General features: G+C 61.0%; 24 protein-coding genes. 9 read left to right on the forward strand and 15 right to left on the reverse strand.

What is annotated here, in order from left to right; genetic code table 11:
- Positions 1-11: 11 nt before the first annotated feature.
- Together Q0L30_RS24915 and Q0L30_RS24920 are read right to left on the reverse strand one after the other, a co-directional pair.
- Positions 12-758, reverse strand: a complete 747-nt coding sequence (locus Q0L30_RS24915; protein WP_296663320.1) for a glutamine amidotransferase — start codon at positions 756-758, stop codon at positions 12-14.
- A gap of 285 nt (positions 759-1,043) precedes the next feature.
- Entirely contained in the window at positions 1,044-1,961 is a 918-nt protein-coding gene (locus Q0L30_RS24920; RefSeq protein ID WP_296663322.1) for a LysR family transcriptional regulator, read from the reverse strand.
- Between the two features lie 79 nt (positions 1,962-2,040).
- On the opposite strand from Q0L30_RS24920, the gene Q0L30_RS24925 reads away from it, so the two are divergent.
- The 3 genes from Q0L30_RS24925 to Q0L30_RS24935 are packed head-to-tail and all read left to right on the forward strand — an operon-like array spanning position 2,041 to position 3,999.
- Positions 2,041-2,964, forward strand: coding sequence for a carbon-nitrogen hydrolase family protein (locus Q0L30_RS24925; protein WP_296663325.1), 924 nt, complete (start codon positions 2,041-2,043; stop codon positions 2,962-2,964).
- Between the two features lie 23 nt (positions 2,965-2,987).
- On the forward strand, positions 2,988-3,578 hold the full coding sequence (locus Q0L30_RS24930; protein WP_296663329.1) for a pyridoxamine 5'-phosphate oxidase family protein: 591 nt from the start codon (positions 2,988-2,990) through the stop codon (positions 3,576-3,578).
- A 37-nt stretch (positions 3,579-3,615) separates the two neighbouring features.
- Positions 3,616-3,999, forward strand: a complete 384-nt coding sequence (locus Q0L30_RS24935) for a nuclear transport factor 2 family protein (protein WP_296663331.1) — start codon at positions 3,616-3,618, stop codon at positions 3,997-3,999.
- 101 nt (positions 4,000-4,100) lie between these two features.
- On the opposite strand, the gene Q0L30_RS24940 is transcribed toward Q0L30_RS24935, so the two are convergent.
- The 3 genes from Q0L30_RS24940 to Q0L30_RS24950 form a co-directional block, all read right to left on the reverse strand.
- Entirely contained in the window at positions 4,101-5,717 is a 1,617-nt protein-coding gene (locus tag Q0L30_RS24940; RefSeq protein ID WP_296663333.1) for an alkaline phosphatase D family protein, read from the reverse strand.
- A gap of 46 nt (positions 5,718-5,763) precedes the next feature.
- A complete protein-coding gene (locus Q0L30_RS24945) occupies positions 5,764-6,909 on the reverse strand; it encodes a glycerophosphodiester phosphodiesterase (protein ID WP_296663336.1) in 1,146 nt (381 codons plus the stop codon).
- Between the two features lie 394 nt (positions 6,910-7,303).
- Positions 7,304-7,942 carry a hydrolase gene (locus Q0L30_RS24950; protein ID WP_296663696.1) on the reverse strand — a complete coding sequence of 213 codons (639 nt, stop codon included), beginning with the start codon at positions 7,940-7,942 and terminating at the stop codon, positions 7,304-7,306.
- 257 nt (positions 7,943-8,199) lie between these two features.
- On the opposite strand from Q0L30_RS24950, the gene Q0L30_RS24955 reads away from it, so the two are divergent.
- From Q0L30_RS24955 to Q0L30_RS24970, 4 genes are all read left to right on the forward strand, one after another.
- A complete protein-coding gene (locus tag Q0L30_RS24955; protein WP_296663341.1) occupies positions 8,200-9,093 on the forward strand; it encodes a LysR substrate-binding domain-containing protein in 894 nt (297 codons plus the stop codon).
- A 1-nt stretch (position 9,094) separates the two neighbouring features.
- Positions 9,095-9,871 (forward strand): hypothetical protein, encoded by a 777-nt coding sequence (locus Q0L30_RS24960; protein WP_296663344.1) that lies wholly within the window; start codon positions 9,095-9,097, stop codon positions 9,869-9,871.
- A 291-nt stretch (positions 9,872-10,162) separates the two neighbouring features.
- Positions 10,163-11,425, forward strand: a complete 1,263-nt coding sequence (locus tag Q0L30_RS24965; protein WP_296663348.1) for an EAL domain-containing protein — start codon at positions 10,163-10,165, stop codon at positions 11,423-11,425.
- A 361-nt stretch (positions 11,426-11,786) separates the two neighbouring features.
- Positions 11,787-12,077 carry a hypothetical protein gene (locus tag Q0L30_RS24970; RefSeq protein WP_296663353.1) on the forward strand — a complete coding sequence of 97 codons (291 nt, stop codon included), beginning with the start codon at positions 11,787-11,789 and terminating at the stop codon, positions 12,075-12,077.
- A gap of 72 nt (positions 12,078-12,149) precedes the next feature.
- Here Q0L30_RS24970 and Q0L30_RS24975 read toward each other — a convergent pair whose 3' ends face one another.
- Positions 12,150-13,787: a gamma-glutamyltransferase family protein gene (locus tag Q0L30_RS24975; protein WP_296663356.1), complete on the reverse strand. Its 1,638-nt coding sequence runs from the start codon at positions 13,785-13,787 to the stop codon at positions 12,150-12,152.
- Positions 13,788-13,991: 204 nt separating this feature from the next.
- Between Q0L30_RS24975 and Q0L30_RS24980 the strand changes: the two genes are divergently transcribed.
- The gene (locus Q0L30_RS24980; protein ID WP_296663358.1) at positions 13,992-15,587 is read left to right on the forward strand and encodes a phospholipase D family protein; all 1,596 of its coding nucleotides are present in this window, start codon (positions 13,992-13,994) and stop codon (positions 15,585-15,587) included.
- Positions 15,588-15,647: 60 nt separating this feature from the next.
- On the opposite strand, the gene Q0L30_RS24985 is transcribed toward Q0L30_RS24980, so the two are convergent.
- The 9 genes from Q0L30_RS24985 to Q0L30_RS25025 form a co-directional block, all read right to left on the reverse strand.
- Positions 15,648-16,046, reverse strand: a complete 399-nt coding sequence (locus Q0L30_RS24985; RefSeq protein ID WP_296663360.1) for a hypothetical protein — start codon at positions 16,044-16,046, stop codon at positions 15,648-15,650.
- A 231-nt stretch (positions 16,047-16,277) separates the two neighbouring features.
- Positions 16,278-17,078, reverse strand: a complete 801-nt coding sequence (gene hutG, locus Q0L30_RS24990; RefSeq protein ID WP_296663362.1) for an N-formylglutamate deformylase — start codon at positions 17,076-17,078, stop codon at positions 16,278-16,280.
- A 30-nt stretch (positions 17,079-17,108) separates the two neighbouring features.
- Positions 17,109-18,515 carry a formimidoylglutamate deiminase gene (locus tag Q0L30_RS24995; RefSeq protein ID WP_296663365.1) on the reverse strand — a complete coding sequence of 469 codons (1,407 nt, stop codon included), beginning with the start codon at positions 18,513-18,515 and terminating at the stop codon, positions 17,109-17,111.
- A gap of 8 nt (positions 18,516-18,523) precedes the next feature.
- The gene (gene hutI / locus Q0L30_RS25000; protein WP_296663367.1) at positions 18,524-19,747 is read right to left on the reverse strand and encodes an imidazolonepropionase; all 1,224 of its coding nucleotides are present in this window, start codon (positions 19,745-19,747) and stop codon (positions 18,524-18,526) included.
- Positions 19,744-20,424: a HutD family protein gene (locus Q0L30_RS25005; protein WP_296663370.1), complete on the reverse strand. Its 681-nt coding sequence runs from the start codon at positions 20,422-20,424 to the stop codon at positions 19,744-19,746. The genes hutI and Q0L30_RS25005 overlap by 4 nt, the downstream gene beginning before the upstream one ends.
- Positions 20,421-22,109 (reverse strand): urocanate hydratase, encoded by a 1,689-nt coding sequence (hutU, locus tag Q0L30_RS25010; protein WP_296663372.1) that lies wholly within the window; start codon positions 22,107-22,109, stop codon positions 20,421-20,423. Before hutU ends, Q0L30_RS25005 begins: the two co-directional genes overlap by 4 nt.
- A 376-nt stretch (positions 22,110-22,485) precedes the next feature.
- Positions 22,486-23,199 carry a histidine utilization repressor gene (hutC, locus tag Q0L30_RS25015; protein ID WP_296663375.1) on the reverse strand — a complete coding sequence of 238 codons (714 nt, stop codon included), beginning with the start codon at positions 23,197-23,199 and terminating at the stop codon, positions 22,486-22,488.
- 265 nt (positions 23,200-23,464) lie between these two features.
- Positions 23,465-24,118: a peroxiredoxin gene (locus tag Q0L30_RS25020; RefSeq protein ID WP_296663377.1), complete on the reverse strand. Its 654-nt coding sequence runs from the start codon at positions 24,116-24,118 to the stop codon at positions 23,465-23,467.
- Positions 24,119-24,204: 86 nt separating this feature from the next.
- Positions 24,205-24,504: a hypothetical protein gene (locus Q0L30_RS25025; RefSeq protein ID WP_296663717.1), complete on the reverse strand. Its 300-nt coding sequence runs from the start codon at positions 24,502-24,504 to the stop codon at positions 24,205-24,207.
- On the opposite strand from Q0L30_RS25025, the gene Q0L30_RS25030 reads away from it, so the two are divergent.
- Positions 24,391-26,277: a beta-galactosidase gene (locus tag Q0L30_RS25030; protein WP_296663699.1), complete on the forward strand. Its 1,887-nt coding sequence runs from the start codon at positions 24,391-24,393 to the stop codon at positions 26,275-26,277. The two genes, Q0L30_RS25025 and Q0L30_RS25030, sit on opposite strands and share 114 nt — an antisense overlap.
- Positions 26,278-26,280: the final 3 nt, after the last annotated feature.

Below are 26,280 nucleotides of genomic sequence, written 5' to 3' on the forward strand. Positions count from 1 at the left end.
GGATTCAATGCCTATGAAGGCGCGTAGCAAAACGAATCAACGAACCGTCGAAGCAGCCTCGTAGCTTCGTGTGTTTCTTCGAGGGCGCGCAGCATCGCTTCAGGATCTTTGCCCTCCCCACGCAAGAGATCGACACTCCGATTGATACAGGCCGCCGATATCTCCGGCGTGAACTCCGGATGAAATTGCGTCGAGACAGCGTTAGGGCCATAGCGGACAATTTGATGCGGGTCGTGGTCGGAATAGGCGAGAACCCGCGCGCCCGGTGGCAACTCGATAACGCTCTGCTCATGAGTGAGATGTGCCGGAAAGGTCGAGGGCCAACCCTCCAGGAGCGCATCGCTTTCAGCCTCTGGCAGCAGGCGAATGGTTCTGCATCCCACTTCGCGTCCCAGTGCGTGATAGTCGACTCGGCCACCCAGGGCGTGAGCCATGAGTTGGTGCCCGTAGCACACGCCGAAGAGCGGCATCTGGACTTCCATCGCGTCACGAATCCACTGCGCCGTCGCTTCGCTCCACGGATGCAAATCCGTGACCATCGACCACGAACCGGTAATGATCGCGACCCGGCTGGCATCCGGCGGCGGTAACGCTTCTCCTTCGAAGACCCGTACGACAGTGACCGAATCCCGCGGTCGCTGCAGCGCGCGACAGTACCAGTCCGGCAGGTCGCCAAATGGATGGCGAATTACGTCGGGCGGTGTGCCGACCTGGACGATGAGTAACGGAGAAAGCGGAGAAAGCGGAGGAAATGCCATGTCTCGGGAAACGAAGGGGAATGAGCGGCACGCCGCGTGCGGACGCGGGCAACAAAGCGTAAGTCGAGCACGTTATCACGATTTCAACGTCGGGGAGGAAAGCGCCCGTCCTTGACGAGAACAATGAAGCGGTGCGGAAAGGTGCGAGATGGGCAAAGATGGATCGCATCTGTGCCACCGCGACCGGACCGTGCCATTGCGCTCCATTACGTTCGATGCCTCATACCGTTGGCAACATCCATGTCGTCATCCTCGCCGTAGAAAGCAACGAGGCGATCTGGAACACTAACCCGCGCACGCGAACGATTCCATTACCGCTTGTCGAACGGCTGCGACACCCGTATCGCGCGCCTTGGTGGTACGCCATCCAAGCTCAATCGAATACCGCGGCAAATCAATTGGACACTGCAGCAGACACAAGCCCGTCAATCGCGATATCGCTGCCGCTGCGTGTCCTGGAATCGTTGCGACGGCATCCGATCCGTGAAGCAGAAAAGGCAACGCGGCGAAATGCGTCGTCGATGCGCAGATCTGCCTCTTGCGACCGACGTTCGCAAGCGCTTCGTCAACAATGCCTACGACGCCACCCGACGATACGAGAATATGCGGACGGGTCACGTACGCATCCAGCGTCAGTTTCCGTTGCTTGCCTAAGAGTGTTCTGGAATCCACCAAACACGCATAGCCGCCTTCGCCGAGGATTTGCCGGCTCAGCCCGCGCGACGAGAAACCTCCTGAAACAATCGCGAGATCCATTTGTCCGCTAAGCAGTGCATCGGTAACGATTTGACTGTGCGTTTGCCTGAAGATCAAGCGCAGGCCCGGTGCCGCTTTCTTGACGACATCCATGATCTGATGACCAAAACCTATTTCGAAGTCATCGGACAATCCGATCGACACAGAGCGCCCTCGAAAATCATTCGAGTCGCCTGCTGTCATGGCGAGCGACAGCCGGCATCGATCAAGCGCCTCAGTGATCACCGGTTTCAATTCATGGGCACGGGCAGTCGGCGACAGACCACGGCCCGTGCGCGTAAACAGCGGGTTCTCGTATACCCGGCGTAACCGGCTCAGTGCCGCGCTGACCGCGGACTGCGTGAGCTCAAGCCGAATCGCAGCCCTCCCCGCCCCACCTTCCTCGTACAAGGCCTCGAAGACTTTCAGTAGATTCAGATCGACTCTGGCGATATCAATGGTGTTCATATCACATATGGTCAGCGCGTAATTGCTTCATTTCAGTAATCTGCCATGATTCAGACTCGTTGCAAAGAGAGAGCCCATCATGTCCAAATCGATCGTCGCCGCCCTTCAACTTGGTGCGTCTCCCTCGGGGAAGGCCGATACACTCGCGCAGATTCTCGCGTACGAAAAGCCAATCATCGACGCAGGTGCACAACTGGTCGTCATGCCTGAAGCGCTGCTGGGTGGATATCCGAAAGGCGAAATCTTCGGAGCGCGACTGGGCTACCGGCTTCCTGAAGGTCGCGAGGCATTCGCACGCTACTACGCCAACGCCATCGACGTTCCGGGTGCGGAAACCGACGCATTAGCCGATTTGTCCAGACGGACCAACGCTGGCCTGGTCGTGGGCGTTATCGAACGTGCGGGCAGCACGCTCTTCTGCACGGCGCTGTTTTTCGATCCGCAGAACGGCCTGGTTGCGAAACACAGAAAGCTGATGCCGACCGGCACGGAGAGGCTTATCTGGGGACAAGGGGATGGATCGACATTGCCCGTAGTCGAGATGGCCGCCGGTCGTGTGGGTGCTGCCATCTGCTGGGAAAACCATATGCCCTTGCTGCGCATGGCAATGTACGCAAAGAACGTGGAAATCTGGTGTGCACCGACCGTTGACGAGCGTGACGTGTGGCAAGCATCAATGCGGCACATTGCGCATGAAGGACGTTGCTTTGTGATCAGCGCATGCCAGGTTCAGCCGACACCGCGCGCTTTGGGCATCGAGGTACCCGGCTGGGACGACGATCGTCCACTGATTCGTGGCGGAAGCGTGATTGCGGGGCCGCTCGGGGAAGTTCTCGCGGGGCCGATGCTCAACGAACCCGGACTTCTTGTCGCCACCATCGACACCGATACGTTGCCGCAAGCGCGTTTCGATTTCGACGTTGTCGGTCACTATGCGCGCCCTGATGTGTTCTCGCTGCAGGTCGATGAGCGCGCCAAACGCACCGTTGAGTTTACAAGCTGATCGTTACTGGAGCCGGAGGACTAGTGGACTTCTATCACGAAGGGAGCGTCGACTTTCAGCAGCGGTTCGACGGAACTCGCCTCGCGAAACGTCTGGAGGAGATTCGCGTACATAAGGCATTCTGGCCCGACGAAATCGACCAGATCAACGGCGCGCATTTCTTTTTCCTTGCGACGGCCTATGGCGATACCGTCGACTGTTCCTATAAAGGTGGAGAACCCGGCTTTGTGCGCGTTATCGGGCCTGCTACCCTCGAATGGCCCGATTACGATGGCAATTCGATGTATCGCTCGCTCGGCAACATCAAACTGAATCCCAATGTAGGTTTGCTGTTCGTACCGTTCGACGCTGTATCGGCACGGCTGCGCATCAACGGAAAAGCGAGCCTCATGTCTGATCGGGACAGGCTGGCGCTTTATCCCGGCGCGAAAGTGATCGTCCAGGTCGAATGCCGTTTCATCTACAAGAACTGCAATCGCTACATACCGCGGATGGAACTCCAGGAGACGTCGGCATTTTCTCCCAAGAACGGTTATAGCCCGCCCGAACCCGAATGGAAGTCGCGCGATTACGCGCATGACGTGCTGCCTTCCCCGGAACGCTTCAAGAAATGAAGTCGACTATCAACCCTTAAATTATCGGAACATCACCATGGCTATCGAGAAAATTCCGGCACTTGTCAAAGCTGTCGATCTCTACTTCCAGGCATTGCACGAATGCGATCTGGAAAAATTCGACCGGGTATTCCACCCGAGCTGCAGCCTGTTTGACACGGATGAAGCCAAACTGACGGTCGTTCCGATTGCCAAGTATCGCAGCGTCATTGCGGAGCGGGTCTCGCCACTGAGCAAGGGTCAGCCGCGTGATGATTTGCTGATTTCGATCGATTTCCTCTCCGACGATATCGCGGTGACCAAGGTTCGCCTGCGTATTCACGACAAAGTCTTCATTGATCACCTGAACTGGGCCTGCATCGACGGCAACTTTGCGATCGTCGCCAAGCTGTGGCACGACTTCTCACCTGTGGCTGCATGATCCATCCGGCGCCGCGGATGCCGCACCAGATTTCGAGGTAGCCGACACGAGCGGTACCAGGATGCTGCGGGGGCAGAGAACGCCCCCGCTAAGAGTCCGCATCAGACTGATGCAGGATTGATCACTTTCGAAAATTGACTCTTGCCGTCGATGTCACGCAAATCGACGGTCAGTGCTTTCGTTTTGGGATCGATGTTGACCTCCCCGAAAAATTGATAGCCAGAGAACGGGGAGAGATTGACCTGGCCGGCTGGAGGAACCTTCTGGAACACGAGTTGAGGGCCAAAGGTTGCGTCGAGTTCGTTCGGGCCGAACGTACCTGCGTTGAGCGGTCCGGCGACGAACTCCCAGAACGGTGAAAAATCGGTGAATTGCGCCTTGCCCGGATCATAATAATGCGCGGCGCAATAGTGCACATCGGCAGTCAGCCAGACAACATTCGAGACGGCTTTAATGCTGCGCAACAGGCCTGCCATTTCCAGTTCGCGCCCGAGCGGCACGCCGTCATTGCCGTTCGCGATCGCCTCCCATCGATCTTGCCCGCTCGCAGTCTTGCCGTCTGGAACACAAAGACCAATCGGCATATCCGCTGCGACGATTTTCCAGGTGGCCTGCGACGCCAGTAATTCCTTCTTCAGCCATTCGACCTGGGCCTTGCCGAGGAAAGCCGTATCGCCACTTTCGACGGTTTCGAGGTTGGTTCCGTTGGGTCCGCGATAGGAACGCATGTCCAGGACAAAAACGTCAAGCAACGGGCCATAAGGAATCTTCCGGTAAATGCGCTGCGTGTCCGGTGTCGTTCCCCATCGCATCGGCGAATATTCCAGAAAGGCACGCGTTGCCCGCGGAAGGATGGCAAGCAGACTTCCTTCGCTATACCGGGTATCGGCACTGAGATCTTTCGACGGCGACCAGTTGTTGACGACTTCGTGATCGTCCCACTGCCAGATCTGGGGCACTTCGGCCGAAAATCGCTGGACGTTTACGTCCATCAGGTTGTAGCGATAGCGGCCACGGAACTCGTCCAATGTCTCGGCCACTTTACTGACTTCGGGCGTGACGATGTTTTTCCAGATACGGCCGTTTTCAGCCTTGACCTCCGGAGCAATCGGGCCATCGGCATAGATCGTATCGCCGTTGTGAATAAAGAAATCCGGTTGCCGTTGCCGCATGGCTTCGTAAATCTTCATCCCGCCAAAATCCGGATTGATGCCCCAACCCTGCCCTGCTACATCAGCGCCCCAAACGAATCGAATCGGCGCGTCCCCGTTCTGAATTCTCGCCGTACGAAACCGGCCGATAACCGGCTCACTGACCGCGCGTGCATTGTCGGGGTCTTCGTACGAGACACGCAGAAAGACTGTTTGCCCCTCAGGCAGATTCGTCAGCGTGATACGCCCTGTATAGTCGCTGGCTTCAGTCACGGTCGGCCCAACAGCCAGACGACTGTTTCTGAAAGCGTCCGTTGTGTCGTACTCCACGCGCAACTTTGCGACGCGATCGGCGCGCGCCCAAACGACGGCCTGACCGTTGGTCACGTCGCCGATCTGGATGCCCGACGTGATTTTGGGGCGTGCGCTATCGCCGACTCCAATGGCCGGCGCCGCCGCTTCATTTCCCCCGCAAGCTGACAAACCGAGCGCAGTCGATCCCAGTCCAATGCCTAACGAGCTGGATTGAATCAAAAAACGGCGGCGATTGTAAGTGAAATTGGCCATGGTTTGCGTCGACCCGAATCGGAAAGATTGATAGCTTCAGTGGCGTTTAGCGTACGAACGTATCGACCGCGATGCGGCCGATGGCCGGATCGTCGGTAAAGAATCCATCGATGCCCGCGCGCAGGTACGCCTGGATCTCGCGCACGGAGCCTGCTGTGTTGCGCGCACCCGGCGTGCCGCCGTCCTTCAACGACGCGGGCAGGAAGTAGTTTTCCGGACGGAACGTATACGGATGCACGACGAGACCCGCTTCGTGTGCGTAGCGCACGTACTGTGTCGGCCGCTGCAGCGTGCCATCGGCGGCGACGGGGATGATCGACGTCTTGTACGGCCCGACGCCATTCGCGTAGGTTGCGATCTCGCGCATGCCGTCGCGCGTCGACATGTCACCGTACGTGCGCTTGTCATTCGCCTTCACGAAGTCGTACGGGCGTTGACCGGCGTCGCCCATTAGTTGCACGAGCCTCCAGTTCGGCTGGCTCGTTTTGATCCGGTTGCGGATCGTCTTCAAGTTTGCGACTTCGAACGACTGGAGATAGACGGTTGCCGTGCGCGATGTGTACGGATCTTTCAGCAATGCATCGACAAGCCGATCCTCAAGCGGCAAACCGATCGACTGAAAGTAGGTCGGATGCTTGGTTTCGGGGTACAGGTGGATCGTCCGGCCGGTTTGCGCCGACATCTGCTTCGCGAGCGCGACGATCTCGTCGAACGTCGGCACCTCGAACTGGTCGTTGTACGCGGTGTTCTCCGGGCGAAGCTGAGGAATGCGTTCGCGGGCACGCAATGTCTTCAGCTCTGCGAGCGTGAAATCCTCCGTGAACCAACCGGTCAACTCCATGCCGTCGATCGTTTTGGTGGTCTTGCGGTTCGCGAACCGCGGCAGCCCCGACACGTTCGTTGTGCCCGAGATCTCATTCTCGTGGCGCGCGACGAGCACACCATCGCGAGTCGCGACGAGATCGGGCTCGATGACGTCCGCACCGTCCTCGATCGCCTTGCGGTACGCCGCAAGCGTGTGTTCGGGACGCAATGCGCTCGCACCGCGATGGCCGATCACCTGAACCTTTGCGGAAATCGGCCGCGTGGAATCGGACGTTCGAGTGTCGTCGCCTCCGCACGCAGCGAGCAGGAACGTGGCGGCACAAGCGATCAGAGCATGGTGCGAGGCGCGGGGGAACTTGAAAAGCATGGAGTGAACCTTGGAGCGAGAACAGGAAGTTGAATGAAGCCTGTGCGCTATTCTCCGGCCACATTATTACAATACCATTTAGCATTACTGATATCGCCAAATCCGCTTCATCGATAAAACAATGTCAAATTCCCACGACGAACCTGCCGTCGCGCCTTAATTCGCAGGACTCCATTTTTTTGATACTCAGACGTGGCAATACGCTGCCCGAGCAGGCGGAAGGGATTTTTCGCTTCGCTGGATTTCGCTACACCACTCCCGGATTCAAGCGCCGAGAGGTAGAGCACCGCCGTGGCAGGCACTGCATCTGTGACGCCGCGTGCCGCCGCCGGGTCTTGAGTGAACGTGAGAGTGCGCGCGGACGGATACCACAATCGGCCGCGCGCGGCCCACGTCAGTTCTTGTCGTACGAGAACTGGATGCCGGCCGTACCGCCGGTTTCGATGAACAGGTTAATAAACGCCGGAACGGTTTCGCTCCGTGCCCAGTCGCGTTGCAGCTCGCAGAACAGCTGGGCGACACTGATCATCTTGCCGCCTGCCTGCTCGATGCGGCGCAATGCGGCCTCGTGCGCTGCGACGGACGTGCCGCCGACCGCATCGACGACGACGTATACCTCGTAGCCGGCTTTCAATGCGTCCAGCGCGGGAAACGTGAGGCAGGCTTCCGTCCAGAGTGCGGTCATGATCAATTTCTTGCGACCGGTTGCCTCGACGGCCTTGCGGAATTCAACGTCTTCCCACGAGTTGATGCTCGTGCGGTCGATGGTCGGATAGTCGCCGAGCACCGCGCGCAGTTGCGGGATGGGCGGCTTGTTCAGGCCGGTCTTCACGTTGACCGTCGAATGAATGATCGGCAACTTGTATGCGACTGCTGCCTTAGCGGTCCCCACAATGTTATTGACCAGCAGCTGGCGATCCATCGACGCGATGGAATTCACCTGAACCGGCTGGTAATCAATGACGATGAATGCCGCGTTCTGCGGGGTGAGCAGGTGATCGTTCGCGGGGTCGCGAATGGGTTCGCTTGCCATGGTTGTCTCCAGAAACAGTGCGGGAAGTGAATAAAGCGCCCCGATAATCGATGCCTGTGTGTTCGCAACGTCGGGACAAGCGCTGCGGTTTGTGAACTTCAACTGCCGCAAATATTGCGCGGTTGATCGAATCGCATCGACAGGTTGCATCCGGCGTGGTCTGGAATCATGTCGTGCGTGAACCAAAATATTATTCGTGCAACAAACCCGTTTCCAGTCTCGTAAAATGCCATCAGTGTTCTATGAATGGAACAATCATGGATGACCTGAACGATCTCTACTATTTTGTGAAGGTGGTCGATCACGGGGGCTTCACTCAGGCAGGGCGTGCGCTGGACATACCAAAATCGACGCTGAGCCGGCGAATCGCAGAGCTGGAGGCGAAATACGACGTGCGGCTGTTGCAGCGAACAACACGCCATTTCACCGTCACGGAAACCGGGCGCGAATTTTATGATCGCTGCCTCGGCGTACTGGTAGAAGCCGAGGCAGCGCGTGAAGTTGTAGAGCGCAAGCGCGCCGAGCCGCAGGGCATCGTTCGCGTCAGTTGTCCAACGGCGCTGCTCGAGTATCGCGTCAGCAATCTCGTGGCGCAATTCATGGCTATTCACCCCAAAGTGCAGGTGCATCTGGAAGCCACGAACCGCCGCGTCGATCTGTTGAGCGAGGGTTTCGACCTCGCACTGCGCGTGCGCTTTCCGCCCCTGGAAGACAGTGGCCTTGTCATGCGGAACCTCGGTGACAGCCCACAGCGACTGGTGGCCGCTCCTCATTTGCTGAAAGGCCGCGATCCGCCGGCGGACCCCGGTGATCTTGCCGGTGTCCCGAGCCTCGATTGGGGACCGGCACGAAACCATATCTGGCAATTGGTGGGGCCAGGAGGTGTGGAGGCGCAGTTGCGCCATTACCCTCGTTTCATCACCGACGACATGCACGCGCTACGCGATGCAGCCATACATGGCGTCGGCATCGCACAACTTCCCTGCATGGTGGTTGAGGATGACTTGCGCAATGGAACCCTTGTCGACGCTCTGCCGGGCTGGACTCCAAAAGGAGGCGTGATCCACGCCGTGTTTCCGTCACGGCGAGGTCTTCTGCCGCGTGTGCGCTTGCTGATCGATTTTCTGGCGATCCATATTCAGAAAGACTGAGATGAATCTTCTTGTTTTTAAACTCATCGTCACGCCGCTTTTGTTGCTGATCGCCACGATGGCCGTGCGGCGCTGGGGCGAAGCGATTGGGGGCTTTTTCATCAGTTTGCCGCTCACATCGGGGCCGATTCTGGTGTTCCTTGCTCTAGAGCGCGGCCCCGAATTCGCCGCGCAGGCGACAGCAGGATCGCTCGTAGCGATGGCCGCGCAAGCGGGCTTCGGTCTGGCTTTTTACCGCCTCGCGGCGTCCGGGTGGCCGGTCGCTCTCACAATCGCCAGCGCCGCGTTTTGCGTCGTGGCCGGCGTGCTCCAGTGGGGTGCGCCGTCGCAGACGGGGCTCTTGCTGATCGTCCTTGCGGTGATCGCGTTCGCGCTTCGCTTCATGCCCGAAGTACGGACGACGGGTGAAAGGTCCGATCCGCCATGGTGGGATTTGCCTGCGCGCATGGTGTTCGTAGCCGGTCTCGTGGTTGGCGTGACACTGATCGCGCCGCATGTCGGACCCGCAGCGAGCGGCGTGCTCGCATCTTTTCCTTTCATGGCGGCCATTCTCACGGTGTTCGCCCATCGCATGAGCGGTCACTGTTCAGCACAACAGGTGGTGCGCGGCCTCGTAATGGGACTGCCGGGCATCACTGTGTTTTTCTATGTGCTGGGACTGACGTTGGCGCAGTGGCATTTGCTCGCCGCCTTCGGTGTCGCAATGGCCTGCACGCTGCTCATTCACGCGATTTCCCTTTCCCGCATGCGTTTTCCGGTCGCGGATTCCCTCGAATAGCCGGGACTGCGAGCGCTGCAACCGGGTCTTCATAAACCAATCGCAAACGTTTGCCTTTCCTGCGCCGCGAAAAACTGCGACGTATCGTTAGCTTTGCTCGCAAAATTCGATATAGTCGGTATTCGTATGCTGAAAGCAGCGCGCCGGTGTACGCAGCGGGAACCGGGTATGTTCAGCGTTATGTACTCAATGTTCGTTCGGTGCTGCGGCACGTACAGGCTCGACTGACTCGCGCGCGAGAAATTGCCGAGCAACCAGACCAGTGCGAGAAATTGCACTGGAGGATTCAATATGTCCGCCCACGATTGCGAATCAACGAACGCGCCGGTTGCCGCCTACATCGGCCGTCAACCGATTGTCGATCGAGCCGGTAAACTCATTGCCTACGAGTTGCTTTTCCGGCGCGGCGAGACGAACACGGCGAGCGTAATCGACGATACCGCGGCTACGGGGCAAGTCATCGTCAATGCGATTGGCGAATTCGGCGTCCAGAGGGTTCTCGGCGATCAGCGGGGATTTATCAACGTCGGCAGGGAGTTGCTATCGGACGACGTGCTGGGTTTGCTGGCGCCGGAAAAATTCGTCCTCGAGATTCTCGAGACGATTCCGCGCGACGAAATACTCCACGCTCAATGCAAGCGACTGCGTCGCGCCGGATTCGGTCTGGCGCTCGATGATGTGACTGCCGTCGAGCAAATGCCCGCGAGCATCCTCGAACTCGTGGAGGTGGTCAAGATCGATTATCCGCGTATCGATTCGCGAGACCTGCCGCGGCTAATCGATACGGCACACCGATCGGGTGCCCGGGTTCTTGCCGAGAAGGTCGAGACGGCGAAGGAATATCGTGAACTCCATGCACTCGGCGTCGACCTGTTCCAGGGTTACTTTTTTGCGCACCCTGAAATGCTGAGCCAGCGAAAGCTCACGTTGGCGGTGTCCGATCTGATGGAACTCGTGCACGCGCTGTCGGCCAATGCGCCGTTGGACAGGATCGAGCCAATCATCAAACGAAACCCGCCGTTGTTGATGCAACTGATCAAGCTCGCCAGCAGCGGTCTCTTTAGTGCAGCAAAGCCGGTTTCGACTATCGGCGAAGCCATTCTTCGCATTGGAACGCGTTCGCTGCTGCGCTGGATCCAACTGTTGCTTTATGCAGGCGTGAGCGACGTCTCGTTGCGATCCAATCCGCTTTTCCAGCTCGTCGCCACGCGGGCGCGGTTTCTCGAACTCGCTGCGAATCTGGTGCAAACGCGCGATACGGATCTCCCGGATCGGGCCTACCAGGTAGGGATCTTCTCCCTCATGCACCTCATGCTGGACATGAGCTCGCAGGATCTCATGGAACAACTCGCGGTTGCCCCCGACGTTCGCGACGCCGTCGTTCTTCGACGTGGAACGCTCGGCAATCTGCTGGAGCTCGCCGAAATGGTCGAGTCGGGCCGTGAACCCGACTTTGAATCACTGCCGGAATTGGACGGCACACTTGCCGCGAAAGACGTGTCCGATATCACCGCGCAGGCGGCGGAATGGGTACTCGCAGATATGGCGGGTTAAAAGCCGTACCGGGTAGCTTTTCGAAATGCGCCCGCCGTGCGATGCGCACCTGGCATTCGAATATCCGCAGCGCGGCCATCACGGCCCACATCAGTCAAAAAATACGAACGACAAAAAGAAAAAGCCCGCCAATTGAGGGCGGGCTGAATCCATGACGTGGAGACATGGAGGAGACGGGAAGAATAATACGGGTTTTCCCTGGAAGATGCAAACACTTTGAGGGCAACGCAAAGCCCGGATTCATGGCCTCATTCGACGCGGGTGGGAAAGAGCTGTTCTATTGTTAGGAAAGTCGCGCGACGCCCCATGCAACGGATATCGGGGCGCAACTGAACTTGCTTGAACTCACCGGAGAGACAACATGAATCGAACGACCCTTCGGCGCATGGCGGCCGCCACGTTTGCGGCGCTGGCGACCTCTGCCGTGCTGGCTCAGGGAATCATGATTGCGCCGCCGCCACCGCGCACCGAAGTCGTGCCGCCGGCGCGGATGGGTTATGTCTGGAACCCGGGCCACTGGCGCTGGGTCCGCGGACGCTACGTATGGGTGGGCGGCAACTGGCAGCGCGCGCGCACCGGCCACAATTGGGTGCCGGGCCGCTGGGTCCGGCACGGGCGAAGCTGGCAGTGGGCGCCCGCACACTGGGCCTGAATTGCGGCACCTGAGCGAACGTGGCCAAGCGGTTTTCGGTTCATCGGCGCCAGCGCCCGCTTGAAAGCCAACCTAGAAACCCGCGGCGAGGCCGTCGCGCCGTGAGTCGCTCGCCGCAACGTAGCCGCGCTCGGGATCGTTGCGATCGAGCTTCCAGATGAACTGACCCGAGCCGAAATCCATGTAGGGGTCGTCGATACGCTTGATCCGGTGGCCGCGCGCCTCGAGCGCACGCGCCGTATCCGGATCGAAAGTCGATTCGATATCGAGCGTGAAGTCGCGGTTAACCTTCCAGCGCGGCGCATCGCACGCAGCCTGCGGCTGCTGGCCATAGTCGAGCATGCGCACCGCCGTTTGCAGATGACCTTGAGGCTGCATATCGCCGCCCATCACGCCAAAACTCATCACCGCTTCCTGGCGGCCCTCCATCTGCTGCGTGAGAAACGCCGGAATAATCGTATGGAACGGCCGCTTGCCGCCTGCCACCACGTTCGGTGAAACGGGGTCCATCGAAAAACCGCAGCCGCGATTCTGCAGCGCGATACCCGTGCCCGGCACCACCACGCCCGAACCGAAGCCCATGTAATTCGACTGGATAAAGCTGACCATCATGCCGCGCTCGTCCACTGCCGACATGTAGATTGTCCCGCCCGACTTGGGCATGCCAAAGTCGAATTGCGTGGCGCGGCTCCGGTCGATCAGCTTCGCACGCGACTTTAGATAAGCGTCGTCGAGCATGTGTTCGGGCGTAACAGCCATCGCGCGCGGATCGGCGACGTAACGATAGACATCCGCGAAAGCGAGTTTCATCGCTTCGATCTGCAGGTGTTGTGCTTCGACGCCGTCGAGTGGCAACGATGCCATATCGAACTGCTCGAGAATGCCGAGCGCGATGAGTGCCGCGATGCCCTGCCCGTTCGGCGGAATCTCGTGCACCGTATAGCCGCGATAGCGCTTACCGATCGGTTCAACCCAGTCCGCGCGATAGTTGCGCAGATCATCGAGCGTCATTGCGCCACCGCACTCATGCGAGAACGCCGCAATGCGTTCAGCGATCTCGCCTTCGTAATAGGCGCGCGGGCCTTGTTCGGCAAGTTGGCGCAGCGTGGCCGCGTGTCCTGCCAGGCATACGCGTTCGCCCACTTCTGGCGCACGGCCGTGCGGCATGAACGTCCCCGCAAAACCGGGCTGATTATGCAGATCCGGAATCGCGGCCTGCCACTTGTGCGCAACGATGCTGGCCACCGCATGACCGCGTTCTGCAATCTCGATGGCGGGCGCCATCAGATCGGCGAACGGCAGCGAACCGAATTTCGCATGCAGCGCCTCCCAGCCCGCAATCACGCCAGGCACCGTCACCGTATCCCAGCCGCGCACAGGCTGTCTTGCCATTCCGTTGTTTTCGCCGTAGCGCGTGCGGAAGTAATCGACGTTCCAGGCAGCAGGCGCGGTGCCCGACGCATTCAACCCGTGCAGACGGCTGCCGTCCCACACGAGGGCGAACGCGTCGCCGCCAAGACCGCACGACACCGGTTCGACCACTGTGATAGCCGCCGCTGCGGCAATCGCGGCGTCGACGGCATTGCCGCCCTTCCATAGCATGCGCAGGCCTGCCTGTGCGGCGAGCGGATGCGACGTCGAAACAATGTTGCGGGCGAACACCGGCTGGCGCAGTGTCGGATAGGGGTTTTGCCAATTAAAGCGAGTCATGTGTGAAGTCCAGTCTGCGATGAATGGCGAAGCCGCAACGGGCCGGCTGATGCTTCGATTATGTTGAAGGTGAAAGCAAAAAAGTATCGGTATTTTGCTGCGGGCGTTTAAATCCCGTTTCGATGCGCGCTCCAGCATTCCGCGCCCCGCTGCGTAACTGCATCCGTCACGCCACGCGTCGCGAGGCGGTATAGTGAAGCGCCCATGCTAAAAACCTTATTCCGGTTGCAGGCGGTCTGTGCACTGCAACAAAGGCGCGCCGTTGCGCTGGCGCTGCTGTGCGCCACGGCGCTGGCCGGGTGCCAGTTGCCGCCGCTCGGCAATCGCACGGAATCGACTGCGCTCAGCACGCAGGAAGCGCAGGCTACGCCGCTCGGCCACGCGGTTGCTCCCGAACTGGCCGCTCATCCCGGGTTCTCCGGCATCGACCCACTGCCCGATCCGCTCGACTCCTTCGCCGCGCGCATGGATATGGTGCGCACGGCGCAACGCACGCTCGACGTCCAGTACTACATCTGGCGCAACGACCTCACCGGCACACTGCTGCTCGAAGCGCTGCGCGAGGCCGCCGATCGCGGCGTGCGCGTGCGGCTGCTGCTCGACGACAACGGCATTCCGTCCTCGCTGGATCCCACGCTCGCCGCGTTGGCCGCGCATCCGAACATCGAGGTGCGGCTCTTCAATCCGTTTGTCGTGCGCAAGCTGAAGTTCATCGGTTTTCTCTGGGATTTTTCGCGCCTGAACCGGCGCATGCACAACAAGTCGCTCACCGCCGACGACACAGCGACGATCCTCGGTGGCCGCAACATCGGCGACGAGTATTTCGGCGCAACCGACGGCGTGGTATTCGCCGATCTCGACGTGCTCGCCGTCGGCCCCGCCGCAACCGACGTCGCACACGATTTCGACCGGTACTGGGCAAGCGCGTCTGCGCGGCCCGTCGGCCAGATCTTGCCCGCGTCCGCGCCGGACGCTCTCGACACACTCGATCGCGCCGCGCATACCGTGGAGATTTCCCCGGCCGCTGCTGCGTATGTGGCGTCGCTACAGAAAACGACGGACGTGCGCCGCTTGATGGGCGGCACGTTACCGCTCGAATGGGCAAAGACGCAGCTCGTCAGCGACGACCCCGCAAAAGCAAAGGGCAAAGCCGCACCGCACTCGCTCGTGCTCGCGCAACTGCACGGGATTCTTGGCAATCCGACGCACGAGCTGGACCTTGTTTCGCCCTACTTCGTTCCCGCCGAGGCGGGCACCCGCTATTTCACGGATCTCGCGGCGAAAGGCGTCAAGGTGCGCGTGCTCACGAATTCGCTCGAAGCGACCGACGTCCTGGCCGTTCACGCGGGCTACGCGCGGCGTCGCGAGGCGCTGCTGGAAGGCGGCGTCGAGTTATTCGAATTACGCCGCGCCGCTGGCGCCGAGGCAGGCAAATCCGCCGGCAAGCATCCGGGCGTGTTCGGCAGCTCGGGATCGAGCCTACATGCCAAGACGTTTGCCGTGGACGAAAACCGCGTCTTCGTCGGCTCGCTCAATTTCGACCCGCGCTCCATCAATCTCAACACCGAACTCGGGCTCGTGATCGAAAGCTCCGAACTTGCGAAACGCATCGAATACGTGTTCTGGACTCAGGTGCCCCAGCTTGCGTACCAGGTGAAGCTCGATCACAACGATTCGCTATTCTGGATCAGGCACACCGGCGAAACCACCGTGCGTTACGACACCGAACCCAATACGACGTGGAGCACGCGCCTCGCCGTGTGGTTCTTCTCGATTCTCCCCATTGAATGGCTGCTGTAGCACACAACCGGGCAGGATGAGTTACGGGTCACTCGCCCGACAATTCGTCGGCGCAAAGATTTACAGAATGAAGGGGAAAATCGCCACTCTCAGCAGAGAAGGTTGTATTTTTTCTATTTCCGCGCGCAGGCTGTTTTCATCGTCCGCCGGATATGACGACGCTTTTGCAGCATCGATTGCGGCAGTCCGGTTGTGCATCGACTCGTCGTGCTTCTGTGCGATAGCCCTGAGCCGGTTTGCCGCGCGCGTGTAGCGCAAGCGCTCAAATGAATCCGCGATGGTGGACAGCTCAACGAGCTGGTCCTGAAGGGGTTTGCTGGGGCGGGCAGCCCAACAGGCCTGCTCGCGAAGCGTGCGAAATACGCTGTAGCGCGCCACGATCAGGATCGGGTAGAGACTCACCAGCAGGCCGACCAGGATCGGCCAGAACGGGTTGATGATTTCAATAAAGGTGTCCATGCCCGATTTCCCGATTCCGCAAGATAAGACGCAATACTTGCCCGGTCTGGCGCACAGCAACGAAGGAAAGTCCGCTGCGCATGATTCGCCGTTTATCAGGCGAGCGAAAGCGTCGATACGCAAATCATGTCATACCCCCTGACATTCCGGCACAACTTTTTGTCAGAGGGAATACCGTGGCGTAAATCGGTCAAGGATTCGGCCGCGCGACACCCGGATCCCGCACGCGCCCTATCCGTTCAATGCCTTCACCGCGTCGAGTGCACCGGTCACCATTTCGCGCAGCACGGGTTGGCTTTTCGCGGCGAGCGCGGGCAAGTAGTCGAACGGCGCCGATTCGTCCATGTAAATCGACTGGCACATTTCGAGCTGGATGGCGTGAACACCGTCGTGTGGTGCGCCGAAGTGCCGCGTGATATAGCCGCCCTTGAAACGGCCATTCGCCACCCAGGTGTATGCGCTGGCCGCCGCGGCGCGCTCGGCACGCGCCTGCACCTCGGCGGCCGCGGTGCGGCCATCCTGCGTGCCGATGTTCAGGTCCGGCAACTTGTTGTCGAACAGACGCGGCAGCACGCTCGCAATCGAATGGGCTTCCCACAGCAGCACGTTCGCGTGCTGCGCGCGCAGGCGTTTCAGTTCGGCATGCAGTGCGTCATGATACGGCTGCCAGTACAGCGCGACGCGGCGCTGGCGCTCAGCCGCATCCGGCACGCAACCATCGCGATAGATCGGCTCGCCGCGAAACGTTTCGGTCGGGCACAGCGAAGTGGTCGTCTGCCCGGGATAAAGGCTTTCGTCGTTTGGCGGCCGGTTCAGGTCGATCACGTAACGCGACACGCGCGCGCCAAGAATCGTCGCGCCCAGTTCTTTGGCGAACGCGTAAAGCCGATCCAGATGCCAGTCGCTGTCCGCGACGCTTAGCGCGATATCGGTGTATTGCTCGCGCAATGCGTCGGGAATTCGCGTGCCGAGGTGCGGAATCGAGATCAACAGAGGCGCAGTGCCGCGCTCAAGGTTGTAGAGGTCGGTCATGGGTCGTAGAGGTCCAGAATGCACGTGATCTCATGCGTCGGCAACGAGCCGCGCAAGCGCCTTGCGATAGTCCGCATACAGCCGGTCTTCCGCGCGATGGCGGCGTTGTGTCACCACACGTTCGCCGCCCGTGTAAACGTCGAGGACGGGCGTCTCGCCCTGCTCGCAAAAGACGATCGACGAAAGCCACGTCTGCGGGGTCTGCTCCGCGAGAGCCGGATGTTCGGCATCCAGCACGATCCAGTCCGCGCGGGCGCCTTCGACGAGCGCGCCGCCCGTGCGGCCGCTTGCGCGCGCACCGCCTGCGAGCGCCGCGTCGAACAGACGGTCGGCAACATACGCTGCCTGCGGCGAGGCGAGCACGTTGCGCTGGCGCCGCACGAGCCGCTGCCCGTATTCGAGCAGACGCAGCTCCGCGCGCCAGTCGACGCCGATATGGCTATCCGAGCCGACGCCAATCGCGCCCTGCGCGTCGAGATAATCATGCGCGGGGAAAATACCGTCGCCGAGATTCGCTTCAGTCGTGAGACACAGCCCGGCCACCGCACCGCTTTTCGCGAGTGCGATAGTTTCGTGCGCATCGATATGGGTCGCGTGAACAAGGCACCAGCGCGGGTTCACATCGTAGCGGTCGAGCAGCCATTGCACCGGCCGCGCGCCTTCAGTGGCGACGCACGCATCCACCTCGGCCGTTTGCTCGGCGATATGAATGTGCACGGGCGCACCGGGCAACACCGCATCGAGCCCGGCGACAAGCGCACGCAGTGACGTCTGCGAAACCGCGCGCAGCGAATGCGGCGCGACGCCGTAGCGCAGCGCACCGTGCTCGGGCCGTGCGCGGCGCAGTGATTCGATGAGTGCGAGCAGTTGATCCGGCGTGTTGATAAAGCGCCGCTGATCGTCGCGCGGCGGCAAGCCGCCGAAACCGCTGTATTGATAGAGCACCGGCAACATCGTCATGCCGATACCAGTCTCGGCTGCCGCGTCGACCACACGCTGCGCCAGCTCCGCCGGATTGCCGTAACGCTGGCCGTCCGGCGCGTGGTGCACGTAGTGGAACTCGCAAACCGACGTATAGCCTGCCTTCAGCATTTCGACGTAGAGCCAGCTCGCGATTGAACCGAGATCGTCTGGTGTGATGCGCGCCGCAAAGCGGTACATGAGATCGCGCCAGCTCCAGAAGCTGTCGGCCGGCGTCGCGCGATATTCGGTCAAGCCCGCCATTGCACGCTGAAATGCATGCGAATGGAGATTGGGCATACCGGGCATCACCGGACCGGATGCGTGCGCCACGCCTTCGGGCGCATTCGGCAGTTCTGGTTTGACGGCACGCAGCGTGCCTGTCTCATCCCATTCGAGCAGCACGTTGCGGCGCCAGCCGCCTGGCAGGTAGGCATGCGCCGCGAAGAGCGCGTGCGTCATTGGATTCTTTTCCATGGCGTGATTCATGCGGTCAGGCTGCGCTGAAAAACGGTCGCGCCGCCGCGCACCACGCGCTCGCACAACGGGCGGCCAATCCAGTACGCAAGTTCGGCAAGCGATTGCACGCGCCATACGGCGAAGTCGGCGGGACGGCCCGCAGCGAGCGTGCCGTGATGTTCGGCGTCGCCGAACGCACGGGCCGCGTGCCGGGTCACGCCCAGCAGCACTTCGGGCACGGTCATGCGAAACAACGTGGTCGCCATGTTCATCATGAGCAGCAGCGAAGTAACGGGCGACGTGCCCGGATTGCTGTCCGTCGAAATCGCGATGGGCACTTCATAACGGCGCAGCAGATCGAGCGGCGGCAACTGCGTTTCGCGTATGAAATAGTACGCACCAGGCAATAGCACCGCGACGCTGCCCGCAGCTTTCATCGCCGCAACGCCTGCTTCATCGAGAAATTCGAGGTGATCGGAAGACAACGCGTTGTAACGCGCAGCAAGCGCTGCGCCGCCGCCATTCGAAAGCTGCTCGGCGTGCATCTTGACCGGCAGGTTGCGCCGCACGGCCGCCTCGAATACGCGTTCGCTCTGCGCGAGCGTAAAACCGATGCGCTCGCAAAACACGTCGACCGCATCGACCAGCCCTTCATCCGCGAGCGCGGGAAGCATGCGCTCGCAAACTTCCTCGACGTAGTCGTCTGCGCGGCCCGCGAATTCGGGCGGCAATGCGTGCGCGCCGAGGAATGTGGTGCGAACCGTCACCGGATAGCGCTCGCCCAGTTGCCGCGCGACGCGCAGCATCTTGCGTTCCGCATCGAGTTCGAGCCCGTAGCCCGACTTGATCTCGACCGCCGTTACGCCTTCGGCGATGAGCGGCTCAAGCCGCGCCGCCGACTGTGCGAACAGCGCCTCCTCGCTCGCGGCACGCGTGGCGCGAACCGTGGACACGATACCGCCGCCCTGGCGCGCGATCTCTTCATAGCTCGCGCCCGCGAGCCGTTGCGCGAATTCGTCGGCGCGCTGGCCAGCGTAGACGAGGTGCGTATGGCAATCGACAAGACCGGGCGTCACCCACGCGCCGCGCAGGTCTTCGCGCGGCCAGAGAGCATACTGCGCGGGCAGATCCCGCACGGCGCCGAGCCATGCGATCTTGCCGTCCTCGACGGCGATAGCCGCGTCGTCGAGCGTGTGCCGCGCGTCGCCCGTTGCACACAGCTTGAGGTTATGCCAGACAGTTTGCTTCATGACGTCCTGGCGGCGTTCGGCAACGCCGTATCGAGAGGTTGCTCGTGCGCGTGTGCGCGGATCGGATCGAGCGTGATAGCGAGCAATGCGCCCGCGCCTTGCGCATCTATGTTCACAGGCTGCATTGCATCGATTCGTAACGTATCGCCCATGCCGAGCGAATCAACACGCTCGCCACGATCTACCCGCACCTCGAACGCACCCTGCGCACAGTAAAGCAGCACAGTTTGCGCCGTGATGTCACGCACCATCGGCCCGCGCCACACTTCAAGCGTACCGCGCGCCGCATCGCGACGCACCATGAGGTTGAAGTCGCGTGTCGGCCCGTCGATGAGCCGCGCGTCGATTGCCGTTTCCCCCGCAAAGCGCGCGATATCGAGCGGATGTGCGAGTGTATGCGTCATCGCGGCAGGCTCCGCCTCGTCGAGCAGCATGCCCGCGCCTTCGAGCAGCACCAGCGTGCGGTCCACGCCGTCGAAACGCGAGAACGGCCCAGGCTGCGCAACGTCGGCCACGCTCACGCGCCACGCAAACGCGGCGCGCGCAGCATCGTTTGCTACGGATGCTACCGGCGCCACGGCGATTTCGCGCGTGACGCCGCCGCCGTTCTTCCACGGCGACGCGACGAGGTCCGCGCCGCGCACCAGCGCAACACGCGCAGCGCTTGCGCCGCTCATCGGCCGAGCATCGGCAGCTTCAGGCCCGCTTCGCGCGCGGTCTGCTGCGCGAGTTCATAGCCGGCGTCGGCGTGACGCATCACACCCGTTGCCGGATCGTTGCGCAGCACACGGCCAAGACGCTCGTGCGCCGCATCCGTCCCATCCGCAACGATCACCACGCCCGAATGCTGCGAAAAGCCCATGCCGACGCCGCCGCCATGGTGCAGCGACACCCACGATGCGCCGCCTGCGGTGTTGAGCAGCGCGTTGAGCAGCGGCCAGTCGCTCACGGCGTCCGAGCCGTCCTTCATCGCTTCGGTTTCGCGGTTCGGGCTCGCCACCGAGCCGGTGTCGAGGTGATCGCGGCCGATCACGATCGGCGCCTTCAGTTCGCCGTTCCTGACCATTTCGTTGAAGGCCTGGCCGAGGCGATAGCGATCGTTCACGCCCACCCAGCAGATCCGCGCGGGCAGACCCTGGAACGCGATGCGCTCGCGCGCCATGTCGAGCCAGTTGTGCAGATGCGGATCGTCGGGAATCAGTTCCTTCACCTTCGCGTCGGTCTTGTAGATATCTTCCGGATCGCCGGACAGCGCGACCCAGCGGAACGGACCTTTGCCCTCGCAGAACAGCGGACGAATATACGCCGGCACGAAACCCGGAAAATCGAAGGCGTTTTCGACGCCCATTTCCAGCGCCATCTGACGAATGTTGTTGCCGTAGTCGAGCGTGGCGGCGCCGCGCTGTTGCAGCGTGAGCATGGCGCGCACCTGGTTGGCCATGCCCTGCTTCGCGGGCTTCACGATGCTCTCAGGCGCAACCTTCTGCGCTTCGCGCCATTGCTCGACGCTCCAGCCTTGCGGCAGATAGCCGTTGACCGGATCGTGCGCGCTCGTCTGGTCCGTCACGCAGTCCGGCGTGATGCCGCGCGCGACGATTTCGGCGAACACGTCGGCGGCGTTGCCGAGCAGACCCACCGACACCGGCTTGCCCGTACGCTTCGCTTCCTCGACGATCGCAAGCGCCTCGTCGAGCGTCTTCGCCTTGCGATCCACGTAACGCGTCTTCAGGCGCAAATCGATGCGCGTCTCATCGCATTCCACGGCGATCATCGAGAAGCCCGCCATCGTCGCCGCGAGCGGCTGCGCGCCGCCCATCCCGCCGAGGCCGCCCGTGAGAATCCAGCGGCCCGACGGGTCGCCGTTGAAGTGCTGGTTCGCGACCGCGTAGAACGTTTCGTAAGTGCCCTGCACGATGCCCTGCGAACCGATGTAGATCCAGCTTCCGGCCGTCATCTGGCCGTACATCATGAGGCCTTTGCGGTCGAGTTCGTGGAAGTGCTCCCACGTCGCCCAGTGCGGCACAAGGTTGGAGTTCGCGAGCAGCACGCGCGGCGCATCGGCGTGCGTGCGAAACACGCCCACCGGCTTGCCCGACTGGATCAGCAGCGTTTCGTCTTCGTTCAGATCCTTCAGCGACGCGAGGATCTGGTCGAAGCATTCCCAGTTGCGCGCCGCGCGGCCAATGCCGCCGTACACGACAAGCGCGTGCGGATGCTCGGCGACTTCCGGGTCCAGGTTGTTCTGGATCATGCGATAGGCGGCTTCCGCAAGCCAGGTCTTGCAGACCTTTTCGCTGCCACGCGGTGCGCGGATCGTACGGGTCGGATCGAGGCGGGGATCGGTATAACTCGGATGGTTCATGGCGTCCGTGCGTGTCGGGAAAGAAAGTGTCCTGAGGGCAGCGCAGTCGCACGCCCTTTGGTGGGCGCCCGCATGGCGCTGAAACGTGGACCAAGTCTACCGCCGCCAAGTTGTATATACAACTCGTTTCAGCAATTTAAGCGTAGGGAATTACCCTGGAAAACAGCGAAAATCAAGCACCTACGGCCTGATGGCAGGCAATGCGGTCTCAATCATGGCTAGACAACATGATGGGCGCAGCAGCAATAAAAAATGCGCAGCGAATGGGCGCAAGGCCGCACGCCGGGGCGATGGCGTGCGAGCAGGCAGGACGGAAGGAGCGCGATTGCGCCGGTGCCAGGTGGGCCGGGCAGGCCGAATGGAAGCGCGAAGCGCCTCAAACGGTCCCGGCGAGATGAAATCGGGACGACGGATGCCACAGCCGCACGGACGTCGCCACATGACGCCCGACCCAGGTGCGCCGAATCAGCAGCAGGCATGGCTCGCCGATTTCCATCTTCAGATACTGGCGCACGTGCGCATCGGGCTTTTGCGCATAGATACGGAATTCGGCGCGCTGCACGGGCGCGAGCCGGACCATGTAGTGATTGGGCGTTTCCAGTGTGAAATCCTGCGCCAGATAATCCGGAAAGACCTGCGGATTCACGTAGCGGTCTTCGTACTGGATCGGCTCGCCCTCCTCGTTGTGGACGATGCGCGAATGAAAGGCGGGCCCGGATTCGAGTTCGAGCGCCGCGATGGCGGACGGGTCGTCGCTCGTCGCCAGTGACAGCACGCGGGCCGTATGGCGATGGCCGCGCGCGGCGATTTCATCGGCGATATTGCGAATCTGCAGCACCGTCGATTCGTATTGGCGCGGCGCGACGTACGTCCCCGATCCTCGCACGCGGTTCAGCACGCCTTCAGCCATCAGTTCGCGCAGTGCCCGGGAAACCGTCATGCGCGCGACGCCGAACTCCTTGACCAGTTCCGTTTCCGAGGGCACGACGTCGCCCGGGCCCAGAACGCCTTTTTCGATCTGTTCGAGGACGTAGCGCTTGATCTGTTCGTAGGCGGGCAAGGTCGCGCCACGTGCCGAATTATTTTGCATGGGTTCGAGCTGGATATGAACGGATGAACGGCCGACCATGTGCGGCCGGCCCTCATTTTACCGTCCCGTCGCACGGCAGCCTTTCCTTGACGCATATGTAGCACGTCAACCCACGCTCGCCCGGTTGCGCCGCGCCATCACGCAACGCGCAATCGCCCTCCATTCCCTTCATGCCCTCCATACAGCAGACCGTGCAGCAAAACCTTAAAACCGCGTCGCCCGGTTAAATCAAGCGCGGTGCACTTTCGTGCGCCGCGCTTTTCTTTTACTTCGGCTGTTCGACGTAACGCAGATACGGCTTCAACGTCCTGAATCCTTGCGGGTATTTCTGCTTTGCGGCATCGTCCGAAACCGACGTCGGGATAATCACGTCTTCGCCCTGCTTCCAGTTCACGGGCGTCGCGACCGAGTGCTTCGCATTTAGCTGCAGCGCGTCGAGCAAACGCAGCACCTCGTCGAAATTGCGTCCCGCGCTCATCGGATAGACGAGCATGGCCTTGACCTTCTTGTCGGGCCCGACGATGAACACCGAACGCACCGTGGCGTTGTCCACCGCCGTGCGCGTACCGCCGCTCGCGTTCGGATGAATCATGTCGTAAAGCTTCGCGACCTTCAGATCCTCGTCGCCAATCATCGGGTAATTAACCGCCGCACCCTGCGTTTCCTCGATGTCCTTGACCCAGTTCCGGTGATCGCTCACGGGGTCGACACTGAGGCCGATAATGCGCGTATTGCGGCGGTCGAACTCCGGCTTTAGCCGCGCCATATAGCCGAGTTCCGTGGTGCAGACGGGCGTGAAATCCTTCGGGTGCGAGAACAGAATGGCCCAGTGATCGCCAATCCAGTCGTGAAAGTGAATCGTGCCTTCGGTGGTCTCCGCTGTGAAATCCGGTGCGTCTTCTCCTAGTCGAATTGTCATCGCCAGCCTCCATAAGAGTTGTGGATGCAGGGGCGCTCAAGAGCGCACTCCATGCCGTTGAATTGTAGACAGCGGATCACGCGGTTTCAGACTTCTTGTAGCTCGCGCCGTGCAATGCCGGCCATGCACGTGCCTGCTATGTTGTTGGTCGGATGAATGCGTTTCGAGCCATCGTGAACGTTATGAAACATATTCGAATCGCAAATCGACGAGCGGTGGCCCGGCTCGCGGGTATTGCGCCGCTGCATCAAGAATCGAATACGAGCGGAGAAATCGGCCATGGCGCGCCAGATCGCCATCGCCCGGCCGTGTTCGATTTCTCGAGCGACGGTAAAGATTTTCTCCTGCACGGTCAGCCTTTCCAGATCCGCGGCGGGGAACTGCATCCCGCACGCATTCCAAGGCCCTACTGGCAGCACCGTATTCGCATGGCGAGAGCAATGGGCATGAACACCATCGCCCTCTATGTGATGTGGAACTATCACGAAGCACGCCCCGGAGAATTCGACTTTCGCAGCGAGAATCGCGACATCGAAGCGTTCATCCGTCTCTGTCGCGACGAACAGATGTGGGTGCTTTTGCGTCCTGGGCCGTACGTCTGCGCGGAATGGGATCTGGGCGGGCTCCCGCCCTGGCTTCTGGCTGAGCCGGATATCCCGTTGCGCACGGATTCGAAGACGGACCCTCGCTACATGGCAGCCGTCGCGCGCTACGTCGCCGCGCTCGCGCCGCGCATCGCACCGCTGCTCGCGGCCAACGGCGGGCCGGTGCTGATGATTCAGATCGAAAACGAATTCGGCTCGCATGGCCACAATCCGGCCTATCTCGACGAACTCTGCGCTTTATGGCGCCAACACGGTATCGACGCACCCTTCTACACGGAAGACGGTCTCGCGCAGTTGCAGAAAAATCATTCGAATGTGCCGGGTGGCGCCATTGCACTGAGCAATGGCGACGCGCGTCAGATACACCTGGCGCGCGAGGCATATTCCAGCGTCCCCGTGATGGCCGGCGAAGTCTATCCGGGCTGGCTCACGCATTGGGGCGATCCCGACATGCAAGGTACTGCGTACGATCTTTCCGCGACGCTGCACGCGTTCATGCGCGAAAGGCTGTCGTTCAACCTTTACGTAATTCACGGCGGCACGAGCTTCGGGTTTTACGCGGGCGCGAACGTGGATCCGCTCACACTCGACTACCAGCCCGATATTACGAGCTACGACTATTCAGCGCCCATTACCGAACAGGGCGTGGCGACGCCGAAATTTCATGCGTACCGTCGCATCATCGGATCGTATCTGCCGCCAGGATCGCCGCTGTGCGAGATTCCCGAGCCGCTGCCGACCGTGCGCCGCTCGGGCCGCCATGCACTGCGGCCGGCGCCCTGGGCATCGTTGTGGAGCAACCTGCCCGCGCCGCTGCCGCTCGATCAGACCGTCGAACCGATGCCGTTCGAACACTATGGTCAGTCGTATGGATTCGCCCTTTACCGCAAACGGCTGAATGGCTACGGCGGCGGGCGCGTGACGATCGACGCGGTTCACGATTACGCCACTGTCTTCGTCGGAGGACAGTACGCGGGCAGCATCTCGCGCACGCGCGTGCCGCCGTCGTACGCGCAGCCAGCGCGGCTCGCCGGGCACACTTCACTGGAATTACCGCCCGCCGTGCCGGATCAGGACGGAGCCGTCCTGCTGGAGATTCTCGTCGAAGGCATGGGCCGCGTGAACTATGGGCCACATCTGGAGGACCGCAAAGGCATCATCGGCTCAGTGACGCTACATGATCTCGCCGCGCAACCGCATACGCTCACGGGATGGGAAGTCACGCTTTTGCCGATGGATGCGGATTTTATTGCACGGCTAAAGCCTGCAAACTCGCTCGCGGAAACGGTTGAAACAGCGGAAAAGGCAGGATGGTTCTACCGGGCGACACTGGAACTGGATGCCATCGGCGACACTTACCTCGACATGCGGCACTGGATCAAGGGGCTCGTTTGGGTCAACGGACACGCACTGGGACGCTATTGGCGAATCGGTCCGCAGCAGCGGCTCTTCTGTCCGGCGCCATGGCTGAAGCCCGGTGAAAACACGATCACGATATTCGATCTACACCAGTGCGAGGCGATGCCGGTCGCATTGGAGCGCACGCTCACGTGAGCG

This window comes from Paraburkholderia sp. (genome assembly GCF_024281035.1).
In the GTDB taxonomy this organism is placed as follows: Bacteria; Pseudomonadota; Gammaproteobacteria; order Burkholderiales; family Burkholderiaceae; genus Paraburkholderia.